The following is a 12,660-nucleotide window of genomic DNA, read 5'->3' on the forward strand; positions in this document are numbered from 1 at the left end:
TACTTTTATTAAGAATCTAGTTTCTTTTCATTTTGCTTGCCACGGTCAGTGCGGCTTCGGAGTTCTTTCCTTTTGGAAATGTTGGCGGCAACGGCATGTACGGCCAATCCACCAGCAACAACACCTGCGGCAACTTTACCAATGGTGTCCGCAGTACTTTCGATGCCAAATCCGGCCAAACCGGTCAATCGTTCGTAAAATGGACCATTGTCCCAAAAATCTTCTTCGCTACAACCAATACAGCCATGTCCTGATTGGATAGGGTAACTAACCCCATTGTTCCATTTAATGGTACCACAGGAGTTATAGGTCATTGGGCCACGGCAACCTACTTTGTACAAGCAATAGCCATCTTTGGCATTTTGGTCATCAAAGGTCTCGGCAAAAAGACCGGCATCGTAATAAGGTCTTCTATAGCAGGAATCATGTACTCTTTTGGAATAGAATGCCTTGGGCCTGCCCAATCCATCCAATTCTGGTAAACGGCCAAAGGTGATCATGTGTACTATGATACCGGCCATGACTTCACCAATTGGAGGACAGCCGGGAACTCTAATGATAGGCTTGTTCTTTATGATTTTGTGTATTGGAGTGGCCTCAGTAGGGTTAGGATATGCGGCTTGAACACATCCGTTGGAAGCGCAGCTTCCCCAGGCAATAATCGCTTTGGCTCCTTCTGCAGCCTCGATTAAAAGGTCTTTAGCGGACCTACCGGCAATACAGCAATAATTACCATCATCGCCTAGTGGAACGGAACCTTCGACACAAAGGATGTATTCCCCTTTGTATTTATCCATCGTAGCCTGTTTGGCGGCTTCGGCCTGATGCCCGGAGGCAGCCATTAAGGTTAGTGTGTAATCCAAGGAAATTTTATCAAGAATTATATCTGAAACAATCGGGTGGTCAGATCTAATAAACGATTCACTGCAGCAAGTGCATTCTTGGTAATGTTCCCAGATAACAGGAATTCGGTACGTGTTCTCCAAGGATTTGGCCACTTGACCGATCATTGAAGTTTCCAAGCCCATATAAGCAGCGATATAGGTGGCAAACTTCATAAAGTCCCTTCTGCTATATCCCTGTTTTATAATGCTTTCGTAATAGGTTTCTTTTACTGATTTTTCTGTTGCCATGGCCCAATTATTTAAACCTAAATTTTCATTTTAAAGGGTTTAGCACTAAAAGTACCTAATAATCAATGCCTTGGAAATGACAATTGTCATGTTATTGAAAATCAATTTTGAATAATATTGTGTCTTATGTTGCTTATAATCAAAAGCTAAAAAAGAACCAGATGCATGAACTCTCTGTAGCAATGGGAATCGTGAAAATCGCCGAGGACGAAACCAAAAAGGCCAAGGCGAAGAAGGTTACTTTGATTGAACTTGAAATTGGAAAACTTGCCGGTGTTGAGTTTGAATCGTTGGACTTTGTATGGCCCGCTGCAGTTAAGAATACGGTACTCGAAGAGGCCGAAAGAAAAATCGATGTGAAAGAAGGTTTGGGCAAATGCGCAGATTGTGATGCAGTTTTTGAGATTCAACATTTTTATGATTCGTGCCCAAAATGTGGCAGTAATTTAAAAGGGATAATACAAGGCAAAGAATTAAGGGTCAAGGCCCTTGAAGTAGTTTAAATTAAAAAATACAATTATGTGCGGAACATGCGGATGCGGTAGCGAAGAAAACGGGCCAAAAATTTTGTCCCCAACAATTGGCAAAGAAAAACATAGCCATGAGCATGGGGAACATCATTCCCATGGGCACAGTCACACTCATGATCATTCACATGGGCATCATCATGATCACGACCATAACGGTCATCATCACCATCATCATGACCATTCCCATGGACATGACCATCATCAGAAAACGGTTTTGGAAGTGGAACGGGACATTTTACAGCAAAATGAAATTATGGCGGCAAGAAACAGGGGGTATTTTGATGCCAAGGATATTTTCGCCCTCAATCTGGTAAGCTCGCCCGGTTCAGGAAAGACCTCCATTTTGGAACGTACATTGAAAGATCTTAAGGATAAAATCCCATTTTATGTAATAGAAGGTGATCAACAAACCTTAAACGATGCGAATCGGATTGCGGCTTTAGATGTCCCTGTAATTCAGATAAATACAGGAAAGGGATGCCATCTGGAAAGTGACATGATTCATGATGCCGTCAAGAAATTGAATATTGAAAACGATTCAGTCTTGATGATTGAAAATGTGGGGAATCTAGTGTGTCCGTCCATGTTCAACTTGGGTGAGCACAAACGAGTGGTCATCGTGAGCACTACGGAGGGCGACGACAAACCCATAAAGTATCCTGATATGTTTCACACTTCAGATATCTGCATCATCAATAAAATTGACCTTGCGCCTTATTTGGATACCAATATTGGGGAGTTAAAAAAGAATGCTTTACAGGTGAATCCAAATTTGGTGTTCTTTGAAGTTTCTGCTACCAAAGGAACCGGTATGGAGCAATGGTATGAGTGGTTGGAGAAAAATGTAAAACTGATTCCGGAGAATCAGTAAAAACAAGAAATTATGTGTTTGGCCATACCAGGAAAATTATTGGAAATAACTGCTGCACTGGATGAAACCTTCCGGATGGGAAAAGTCTCTTTCGGAGGAGTGAAGAAAGACGTGAGCCTTGCATTGGTTCCTGAAGCAAAAGTGAACGATTATGTTATGGTGCATGTGGGTGCAGCCATTAGCGTGGTTGACGAAGAAGAAGCAAAAAAGACATTTGAAGTGCTTTCCCAATTGGGAGAATTGGACGATTTGAATCAACTTCCGGAAAGTTCCGGTTAATTATAATGAGGTGCCATACTTTGAACTCAAAAAGGACGATACCACTTTCCCGCCTGCTTATTTTGCTGATATAGAGGGGTTATTGGCTGTTGGAGGCACTATGTCCATTGAGCGTTTGCTCTTGGCATATAACAGCGGAATTTTTTATTGGCATTACCCCCTAAAACATATTAAATGGTGGTCGCCCGACCCTAGAATTGTGGTGAAGCCAGAAGGTTTTGAAATACCCGAATCACGATGGGAATCTTTAAATAATGAATTCACGGTAACAGTCGATACCGATTTTGAACAAGTCTTGCGGGGCTGTCAGCATGTGTATAATATAGATGGACAAATGGACAACAGATGGTTGACGGAGCGAATGGTTCGCATATTTACCGAATTGCATTCCATGAAAAAAGCCCACTCCGTAGAAGTTTGGAAAGACGGAAAATTGGTAGGGGGATTGTTTGGGGTAGCTATTGGAAAACTGTTTTTTTGTGAATATTTGTTTTCTACCGTTCACGGGGCCGATGAGCTGGCCGTACTGTACTTAATCCATAGATTGAAAAATCAAAAATATAGGTTGTTGGACATGCAAAAGCAAACCTTTTTCCTTCCGGATATCGATTATGGCGAGATGGCGAGATTGGAATATGTGGACATCTGCAAGGAAAATGCTTTGCAGCACAAGAATGTCCCCACTGAATTTTAACTAAAAATTAAACAGCTATGAGACTTTCCTTTGCAGAACAGATACAAAACGCCAATGTGCTTTTACACGAAAATGAGGTTGAGAAGTCCATTGAAAATTACCAAGAGGCATTGCGATTGGCCACAACTCCCGTGCAACAACTTCACTTGAACAATATTCTGGGAAGGTTGTATCAAAGAACTAAAAATCCGAACAAAGCCATTGAGGCTTTTGAAAATGCGTTGACTTTAATGGAAGGGAATACCAATCTTGGAACTTCGATAGAGATGGCCTCTATCTTAAATAATATTGCCGCCATACAATCGGAAACAGATAAGGCAACGGCCATAGACCATTACAAAAAAGCCCTTGCCATTTATACTGAAATGGTTGAAGACGGGGAATCGGATTATGGTCCACATTTGGCAAATACCCAATTTGCCCTGGCAGAGGTATATGCCAAAAAGAAAGATTATTACTTCGCCAAAAAATATTATAAGGAGGCAATCAAGATTTATGAAAGTCTGAAGGGGCCTGATTATTTGAGATTACGGGCCAGTGCCCACTATCAACTGGGCAATATTTATACGGATGAGTTTAACCTGTTCGATGCCAAGGTTCATTATATGAAGGCTCAGAACCTTTTTGAAAACTTGATAGCGGAAGGGGATGATGCCTTGAAACCTTATTTGGCAGCTGTCCTTAATAATTTAGCGGTGACGTTCAATTCGATGGAGGAACCTGAAAAATCTTTGCAATATTATGGTTTGGCCCTAAAAGCTTATCAGGAATTGTCAGATCTCAACTTTGATATCTTTCAGCCTTATGTTGCTTCTACCTTTAACAGCTTGGGCATTGTACATTCCGAAATGGAGAATTTTGACCAGGCCATTCAAAACATAAGTCAAGCTGTGGATCGGTACAACGAACTGGCAGATGCAAGACCTCAAGAGTTTACGCATTATTTGGCTACGGGTTTACACAATTTGGGTTTGTTCCATTTTGAATTGAGGAAGTATGATGGCGCCATGGATTATTTTGGTCAAGCGTTGGAAATCAGAAGGAAATTGGCAGCCGAAGAACCTGAAGATTTTGATGCTGATTTTTGTGCTACAGCATTGAATTTGGTGGAGCTCTATCAAACCCAGTTGGAAGATAAGCTTGATTTTACCTTCAAAACTCAAGCTTTGGAGCTGTTATCTGATGTGGAAGCGCGATTGCAAAAATATGGGGACAACTTGGCGGTCATCAAAAATATGAAAAACGATAGCCAGCATTATTTGGACTATTTTACCACAATCAATGAGGACCATTTGTCCTTGCACCATGTTTTAAGAAAGGCCAACAATCTAAAAGAACAAATAGATGAAACCATTTATCCCGAAGAAAAAATGGTCTTTCAACAAGAAATCATGAACCTCCTTAAAGATAGTTTCAACAAATATCCCAACAATGATCGTATTAAGTACGAACTTGCCCTTGCCCATGTAAATATGAGCTGGATTCAATTAAGGATTAAAGAATATGATAAAGCGGAACAAACAATACTAGATGCACCGATTCTTGAAATTCCACTACTGACTTTGAGCTGTAATTTGGCACATAGCTATCTATTGAAATCTGATATGGATAAAGCCATGGTGCTTTACGAAGAACTTTCTAAAAAAGTGAATGATCAGAATGAAAGCTACAAGTCAATAATTTTAAAAGATTTTGATACTTTGAGGAAAGACGGAATTGATCACGATGGATTTAACATTGTAGCGGAACGTTTTAAATAATCCAATAGAAATATAAAAAGAACCGGCCAAAAAGTGTTCCTGTTTGTTTAGAACAGTGTTGCACCTTTTGGCCAGTTCCCGTTAAATATAAAAAAGGTATTGTTTTTCTATATTCTTATATGAACAGCAGTTGGGTTCCATCTTGGTCTGCCCTGCTGTAGAAATCTCCAATGGTAAGGATGCCATCCAAATCATCGATAAGGTCTTTTTCTTCTAAATGGAACATATCGACTGCCAGTTTACAAGCCCAGAGTTTACATCCGGAGTCCGATAGGATTTCCAAGAATTCACCTACTGGCGGCATATCCAATTTGTCCATTTCTTTTTTCATCATGTTGGAGGCCAATGCTTCAACACCTGGTAAACCACCCAACATGGTTGGCATGTGCATTGCCGGATTACCAACGGTGGCAACGTGCAAGTGCTCCAGTTTCTTCTTTTGAATGGCTTCCAACCCAAAGAACGTAAAGAATATTTCAGATTCTATGCCTTCCATTCGGGCTCCATTGGCCATCACAAATGCTGCATACACATTTTCGAGTGTGGCTTTGGAGAGTATAAAAAGCATTTTTTTAACTTTTGTATCGCTCATAATCTTAAGTTTGATTTTGTTCTTAAATCAGATTAATTGAACCTATATCTGTAATTAAATACAGCTTTTTGGTTTTGGAATTCCTGCGATCATAGTCGCTTTTTTCAATGGTCCACCAGGGAACAGTGCGTAGAATTCCTTAATATTGATAACACCACTTTTTTTGATTCCTCTAATGGATAGCGGTTCCTCATTTTTATATTTCTCCTGGATGTAATCTATGATTTCCCAGTGCTTATCGGTCATTTCTATACCTTGCTCTTTTGCTATTTCTGTGGCAATTTCTTTGTTCCATTGAGAAAGATCGGTTAAATATCCTTCTTGGTCCACTGAAATTGTTGCTTGTCCTATTGTCTTGTCCATTTTATTTAGTATTTAGGTTTACAAATTATGCTTCTGTTTCTTCAAAGTGTTTTCCTTTTTCACTCATGGTGGCGGAGACGAAAGGAATATGGATTCCTTTGATCAACATGTTCCAGTAAATCCACCTGAATGCCATTTTTCCCATGTGGTTTGTTCTGCTTTCTTTAAGAAGGTTCAATGGTCCAACTCCAGGGAATGGGAATGTACCTTCCACAGGTTCATGAGTGTAGTTAAAGTCAATTAAAAGAGCTTTGCCACCGCCAGTTTCAATAAAGCAGTTGGCGTGTCCGTCGAACTCTTCTTTCAAAGGTTCCCCGTTGATGTACCTTAAAATATTCTCGGTCAATATTTCGGCCTCAAAGTGTGCAACGGAACCAGCTTTGGAAGCAGGTAAGTTGGTAGCATCACCAAGAGCAAAAATATTTTCGTGATCTTCGGTTTGCAAAGTAGCTTTATTGGTGGGTACAAAGTTGAGATCATCACCCATTCCCGATCTCTCGATCAAAGCATCACCCATATTGGTAGGTACGGTAACCAATATATCGTAAGGAACCTCGGTTTCTGCGTAATCAATGATTTTGTTGTTTTCATAATCAACACGCTCAATATTGAAATCGGTAACTTCTTTGATTCCCTTATCTGTCAACAAGTGATGTAGTGCTTTTGTAGCTTTAGGTTTAGTAAAGGCACCGCCTAAAGGGGTTACGAAGGTAATGTCCACTTTGTCTCGCATGCCTTTGTTCTTAAAGTAAGAATCTGCCAAGAAAGCAAACTCTAATGGAGCAACGGGGCATTTGATGGGCATTTCGGTAATGTGCACCACCAATTTACCACCTTCCCATTCACGGAATTTATCACGAAGAGCTTTTGAACCTTCATAGGTATAAAAGTCAAAGACACTCTTGTGCCATTCAGGACCTTTCATGCCCTCGACTTCCTCTGGGGCAATCTTGGTGCCAGTAGCAATGATCAAGATATCGTAAGCGAGTTCGGTGCCATTTTCGAGCAAAACTTTATTATCATCAGGTTGGATAAGTTCAATTTTCTCATTGATGTAATTGACTCCTTTTGGAATAAACTTGGCGCCTTTTTTCTTGACTTGTTTGGTGGTATAAATATCAAAGGGGAGAAATAAAAACCCAGGTTGATAATAATGGGTCTTATATTGATCTACCACGGTGATTTGCCATTCATTTTTAGGAAGTTTGGATACAAGATGGTTGGACATCATTGTTCCGGCTGTTCCCGCTCCTAATATGACTAAATTTTTCATGATTTCTAGATTGTATGATTTACTTGGGTAAAAGTAGTCAAAGGTTAAATTCGCAAATATGACAATTGTCAGTTTCTAGCTTTTTCCTGTGTAACAAAAGTTACATAAGTAATTGTTTTTTAATGGTATACTAAAAACTAATTGAGTAATGGCAATACCTATGGAGCGTTGTTCCGTATTTTAAAATTGCCTTGATTTTGGTCGGAAATGTTTGAAAAATCATGAAAAATGAAATATTGGGCGCTGTTTGCGATTCAATCCTAGAGCCCTGGAAATGCTAACATATCATAACATCGCATAAATAACCTGCAAATAATTTTAGGAGTTGATCTGTGACATTGTGTTTAAAAAAATCATTCTAGTCTAGAGCTACTTGTTTTTGGTAGTTTTAAAAACGCATAAATGAAAAAGAAACCGATTTGCTTTCAAAAGAATTAAACTTTAAACCTAATCGTAAAGGTAGTTCCTTGGTTAACGTGGCTATCGATCTCAATACTCCCTCCAAGGCTGGTAACTTGTTCATGGACCAAATATAGACCGACTCCCTTGCTATCTTCATTGCTATGGAATTTCTGGTTCAATTTAAAAATAAGGCCTCCTACTTTCTCCATGTCAAAGCCACGTCCATTGTCAGCATAGATAAGTTTTTTCTCTCCATTTTCTTGGATCGTTCTTATGGTGATTTCGGGTGGAATACTTGGTCTGGCATATTTAATGGAATTGGTGATCAAATTCAAAAAGATACTTTCCATGTAAATATCCTTGAAGTTTACGGTTGTCATAGCGCTAAAGTCTATGTGAAATTTAACACTTGCCCTTTCTATCAGTGAGTTTATTGAATTCTGAACCTTATTAAAAGCCTTTTTAAAATCTACCTCTTCCATTTCCATATCGAGAACGTCTCCTTCCTTATAAGAGTCGATATACGTATTCATGGAATCCTTTAATCCTTCGGCGGATAATTGTATTAGGCTGAGTATTTCCTTGGTGTCCGCATCATCGATTTTGGTCAAGTCTATTAAATTGACCAAGGACATAATATTGTTCAATGGTGATCTTAGGTCATGCGCGGTGCTGTAGTTTTGCTGTTTAAGCTTTTTATTGATCCTGGAAAGTTGACTTAAATGCGATATACGTTCTTTTTCTAGGTTTTTAACATGAGTGATATCTTTGGCTATGGCATAGATCAATCTTTCATTTTCCTGGGGTATGGATGTCCAATGCAGCCAAACAAGAGCTCCGGACTTAGTCAGGTATCTATTTTCGAAATTCACAAGCGGAACATTCCTCTTTAGTGCTTCCCTAAAAGCGGCTGTACGCTCTTGATCTTCAGGATAAATAAATTCAGAGATTAATTTCGACTTCAATTCCTCTTCGGAATATCCCAAAAGTTTTATAAAAGCAGGATTTATTTTTACAAAATACCCCTCATAATCTGCAATGCAGAGACAATCCATGGATTGTTCAAAAAAGGGTTCTAATTGGGGGTTCATTTTATTTAAGCTATGACATTTATAATTTCACCTCCCTTGGGTGGAAATTAAGTTCTCTTTAAGTGAAACATTTAGTGGTCGGTATTCTTTATAAGACCTACAACAAAAATTTACTTTTGGATAAGTAATAATTACATAAAGTAACGGAATTAATTACCAGTTATTTTAAAGTTAAAGGTGAAGTGATAGCATATCATTTTTCTTAGGCGATGTGGATTTGGTAACTTGTTAATCGGTTTTAACTGATGTCTTATAAAATAAAAAAAACCTGTAAATCAGTAATTTACAGGTTTAATATATTGTTTTGATGGTGTCTTAGTGGAGCCGGAGGCACTAGAACCTACCTTTGGAAACCCCTTATTTATAAGGGTTTCAAGCCTTTCAATAATTTATGCTCACCGAATAGGTCACTTTTCATTAAGTAGGTGTTAATACATTGAAAAACAATTATTTAAAACATATTTATTGAGCCAACCTAACAATGCTGATTTTGGAATGCATAACTCCGACGAAAGAGTATTTGCCTTGGAAACAGGAAAGTCGTGAATGTAACTTTGTTGTGATATCGCTTGACTAACCAATTTAATCATTTTTTGTTTACTCAAGTATACAATAATTGACTATTTTTGTTTATCAAAACAAACAAAATGGAGTTTTTATTTGAGCAGTTTCAGCAAAAGTTAAAACATACTTCGACCGATTTCGTTAGATCAATTATGGATGAGATTCATTGGGATGCGAGGCTGATTGGTATAAAAGGAGCAAGAGGTATTGGAAAAACCACACTTTTGCTTCAATATATCAAGTTGCACCTTAGCAGCTCCCTTGGACAGACACTATATGTTAGCTTGGATGACATTTGGTTCAACCACCATTCCCTTATTGAATTGGTACGCGATTTTGAACGACAAGGGGGGCGTTATCTTTTTTTGGATGAAGTACATAAATATTCGGGATGGGCGCAGGAACTAAAGAACATATATGACAGTTACCCGAACCTAAAAATCGTTTTTACTGGATCCTCACTCCTTGAAATTTTGAATGCTCGTGCCGACCTAAGCCGAAGAGCTGTAGTTTATAGCATGCAAGGGTTTTCTTTCCGGGAATATATCGGGGTGGAATCGGGAACTCTCCTTAAACCATTGTCCCTTGATCAAATCATAGAAAACCATATTGAAGTGACTCAACTAATCAATGACAAGATAAAGCCATTTCAATATTTCGATAACTACCTTAAACACGGATATTATCCCTTTTATAAGGAAGAGCTCGACCTTTACGAAATGCGCCTTGGGGAAGTAGTGAACATGATTCTGGAAATTGAATTGCCATTGTTGCGAAACGTGGATATGGCCTATGTGACCAAAGTGAAACAACTTTTGGTAATTATAGCCGAATCCGTTCCATTTGTTCCGAATGTAAGCAAGTTGAGCGATAAAATCGGTATTAATAGAGCAACCTTATTGTCCTATCTAAACTATTTGGATGAAATCGGACTGACCTATAACCTTTATAAAGACGCCCATGGTATCAGCAAGCTCCAGAAACCCTCCAAGGTTTATCTGGAAAATACCAACCTAATCTTTTTATTGGCAAGAAATAATGCAAACTTAGGGAACCTTAGGGAAACTTTTTTCTCTAATCAATTGAGCTATCGGCATTCACTTGGATATACTGATATAGGCGATTTTTTAGTTGATGGTAAATTAACCTTTGAGATTGGGGGCAAAGGGAAAGGCCATAAACAGATAAAAAAAGTACCCAACTCCTATGTTGTGGCCGACGATATATTGTATGGCTCACAAAACAAAATACCGCTTTGGCTTTTTGGGTTTCTTTATTAGTTCATTGTCAACATTGTACGTGCCAAATGGTTTGGAACACTAAAGACAGAAAATTATAGCTATCGAATATTTGGTAGTGGTGACCTGGGATTTAAATTTTTATGTTGTTAAAGGAAGGTCAATTTTATCTGGCAAGGGCGGTGTACTTTGTCCAGTATTCTCACTTTAGTCAATTTCTTCAAACAAAAATCTTGAAAGGAGGCTATCTCATATAATTACTGTTATAAGGGTATTATATAATGATTTAACTAGGTTGATTAAAGAACTTGGTATTAATAAATAAAATTACTGCTATAGCGGTAATAATAATGAAATTAATGCTCTTTAATAACTATTCAATAGATAAAATACGTATATTTACTGTTTAAACGGTAAATTATGTCTGATTTTAATTTAGGTTCAATGGTTAAAGACCATCGCAAGAGAGCAGGGCTGACACAGCTTGAACTGGCCAATTTGGCCGGTATAGGTAAGACAACCGTCTTTGATATCGAAAAAGATAAGGAAACCGTTAGGTGGAGCAATCTTTTAGCCGTGCTCCAGGTATTGAATATAGCCGTGGAATTTAAAAGCCCATTGGCTGAAAACGTATGAGAAAGGCAGTGGTATATGCCCATGGAAAAAGGGCGGGTGTTTTAACGGAAATCTCTCCTCAGGAGTATATGTTTACATATGATGATGAATACAGTGGTCAGGCGATTTCGTTGACCATGCCCGTTGATCAAAAGGAATTCAGTTTTAATGGGTTGCCTCCCTTTTTTGAAGGATTGTTGCCTGAAGGTATTATGTTGGAAGGACTACTTAAGATTTCCAAAATTGACCACAATGATTATTTCTCCCAATTATTGGCCACAGGTGCTGATTTGGTAGGCGCAGTAACCGTAAAACCTATGGAAGATGAATAGGTGCCCTATCACATATGAACCTTGCGGTACGGCAAAATATAGTGAGAAAGGTCTCAAAATGATTGCTGCCAAGTTAACCGGTTTAAATGATTTGCCCTATACAGCGTCGGAATTGAGGAGAGAGGCGGCAAACAGGGCAAAGAAATTATCCATACAGGGAGTACAGCCTAAATTAAGTGCGAATATTTCCGTGGTCGAACAAGAATTTAAAGTAGTAGATCAATTCGGAACCTACATCATAAAACCCCAAAATGATATTTTTCAAGAATTGCCAGAGAATGAGGACCTGACCATGCGCATGGCCAAGGTACTTGGTATCAATGTGCCCTTTCATGGAATGGTTTATGGCAAGGATGGCAGTCTGTCCTATTTTATCAAGCGTTTTGACAGATATGGTAAAGGGAAAAAATATGCAATGGAAGATTTTGCCCAATTGACTGGAAATACCAGGGACACCAAGTATCGTTTTAGTATGGAGAAATTGGTGCCCGTTATCGACGAATTTTGTACGTTTCCGGTGGTTGAGAAAGTGGAATTCTTCAAGAGATTAGTTTTTTGTTTTGTGACTGGAAATGAGGATATGCACCTTAAAAACTTTTCCCTAATTACAAAGAATGGCAAAACGACGTTGGCCCCTGCTTATGATCTGTTGAACTCCTCCATTGCGATTAAAAACCCTGAAGAAGAAATTGCATTGACCCTGAAAGGAAAAAAAAGTAATTTAAAAGCGTCAGACTTTACGGATTACTATGCGAAGGAGCGATTACAATTGAACGAAAAAACCATTGAAACCATACTTCAGGATATATTTCAGGCAAAGGAGAAATGGGAGGATCTTATATCGATTTCTTTTCTTTCCGATGACATGAAAGAAAAGTATTCCAAAATACTGGAACGTCGGTTGAAAATGTTTTATTGATTCA

At 38.6% G+C, this 12,660-nt stretch carries 14 protein-coding genes; 9 read left to right on the forward strand and 5 right to left on the reverse strand.

Annotation, left to right across the window (positions count from 1 at the left end):
• Nucleotides 1-8: 8 nt before the first annotated feature.
• Entirely contained in the window at nt 9-1,133 is a 1,125-nt protein-coding gene (locus D2V08_RS04395; protein ID WP_119606859.1) for a hydrogenase small subunit, read from the reverse strand.
• Nucleotides 1,134-1,294: 161 nt separating this feature from the next.
• On the opposite strand from D2V08_RS04395, the gene hypA reads away from it, so the two are divergent.
• The 5 genes from hypA to D2V08_RS04420 are packed head-to-tail and all read left to right on the forward strand — an operon-like array spanning nt 1,295 to nt 5,267.
• Entirely contained in the window at nt 1,295-1,636 is a 342-nt protein-coding gene (gene hypA, locus D2V08_RS04400) for a hydrogenase maturation nickel metallochaperone HypA (protein WP_147374067.1), read from the forward strand.
• A 16-nt stretch (nt 1,637-1,652) separates the two neighbouring features.
• The gene (hypB, locus tag D2V08_RS04405) at nt 1,653-2,534 is read left to right on the forward strand and encodes a hydrogenase nickel incorporation protein HypB (RefSeq protein WP_119606861.1); all 882 of its coding nucleotides are present in this window, start codon (nt 1,653-1,655) and stop codon (nt 2,532-2,534) included.
• A gap of 12 nt (nt 2,535-2,546) precedes the next feature.
• Nucleotides 2,547-2,813, forward strand: coding sequence for a HypC/HybG/HupF family hydrogenase formation chaperone (locus D2V08_RS04410; RefSeq protein WP_119606862.1), 267 nt, complete (start codon nt 2,547-2,549; stop codon nt 2,811-2,813).
• 10 nt (nt 2,814-2,823) lie between these two features.
• Entirely contained in the window at nt 2,824-3,507 is a 684-nt protein-coding gene (locus tag D2V08_RS04415) for a leucyl/phenylalanyl-tRNA--protein transferase (RefSeq protein ID WP_182835485.1), read from the forward strand.
• A gap of 17 nt (nt 3,508-3,524) precedes the next feature.
• Nucleotides 3,525-5,267 (forward strand): tetratricopeptide repeat protein, encoded by a 1,743-nt coding sequence (locus D2V08_RS04420; protein ID WP_119606864.1) that lies wholly within the window; start codon nt 3,525-3,527, stop codon nt 5,265-5,267.
• 115 nt (nt 5,268-5,382) lie between these two features.
• Here the strand turns inward: D2V08_RS04420 and D2V08_RS04425 are convergent, their stop codons facing one another.
• From D2V08_RS04425 to D2V08_RS04440, 4 genes are all read right to left on the reverse strand, one after another.
• Nucleotides 5,383-5,859 carry a DsrE/DsrF/DrsH-like family protein gene (locus tag D2V08_RS04425; protein ID WP_119606865.1) on the reverse strand — a complete coding sequence of 159 codons (477 nt, stop codon included), beginning with the start codon at nt 5,857-5,859 and terminating at the stop codon, nt 5,383-5,385.
• Nucleotides 5,860-5,913: 54 nt separating this feature from the next.
• Complete coding sequence (locus D2V08_RS04430; protein ID WP_119606866.1) at nt 5,914-6,222, reverse strand: TusE/DsrC/DsvC family sulfur relay protein; 309 nt, start codon at nt 6,220-6,222, stop codon at nt 5,914-5,916.
• A 25-nt stretch (nt 6,223-6,247) separates the two neighbouring features.
• Nucleotides 6,248-7,495 carry a type III sulfide quinone reductase, selenoprotein subtype gene (sqr, locus tag D2V08_RS04435; RefSeq protein WP_119606867.1) on the reverse strand — a complete coding sequence of 416 codons (1,248 nt, stop codon included), beginning with the start codon at nt 7,493-7,495 and terminating at the stop codon, nt 6,248-6,250.
• 434 nt (nt 7,496-7,929) lie between these two features.
• Entirely contained in the window at nt 7,930-8,988 is a 1,059-nt protein-coding gene (locus D2V08_RS04440; RefSeq protein ID WP_119606868.1) for a sensor histidine kinase, read from the reverse strand.
• Nucleotides 8,989-9,635: 647 nt separating this feature from the next.
• Here D2V08_RS04440 and D2V08_RS04445 point away from each other — a divergent pair.
• The 4 genes from D2V08_RS04445 to D2V08_RS04460 all read left to right on the forward strand — a co-directional run bounded on the left by D2V08_RS04445 (nt 9,636) and on the right by D2V08_RS04460 (nt 12,656).
• Nucleotides 9,636-10,832, forward strand: coding sequence for an ATP-binding protein (locus D2V08_RS04445; protein ID WP_119606881.1), 1,197 nt, complete (start codon nt 9,636-9,638; stop codon nt 10,830-10,832).
• 378 nt (nt 10,833-11,210) lie between these two features.
• Nucleotides 11,211-11,426, forward strand: coding sequence for a helix-turn-helix domain-containing protein (locus tag D2V08_RS04450; RefSeq protein ID WP_119606869.1), 216 nt, complete (start codon nt 11,211-11,213; stop codon nt 11,424-11,426).
• Nucleotides 11,423-11,737, forward strand: coding sequence for a HipA N-terminal domain-containing protein (locus D2V08_RS04455; RefSeq protein WP_119606870.1), 315 nt, complete (start codon nt 11,423-11,425; stop codon nt 11,735-11,737). The genes D2V08_RS04450 and D2V08_RS04455 overlap by 4 nt, the downstream gene beginning before the upstream one ends.
• A complete protein-coding gene (locus tag D2V08_RS04460) occupies nt 11,730-12,656 on the forward strand; it encodes a HipA domain-containing protein (protein WP_119606871.1) in 927 nt (308 codons plus the stop codon). The genes D2V08_RS04455 and D2V08_RS04460 overlap by 8 nt, the downstream gene beginning before the upstream one ends.
• The last annotated feature ends 4 nt before the right edge of the window (nt 12,657-12,660 follow it).

The sequence above is a fragment of the Flagellimonas lutimaris genome, from assembly GCF_003581615.1.
Lineage (GTDB): Bacteria > Bacteroidota > Bacteroidia > Flavobacteriales > Flavobacteriaceae > Flagellimonas > Flagellimonas lutimaris.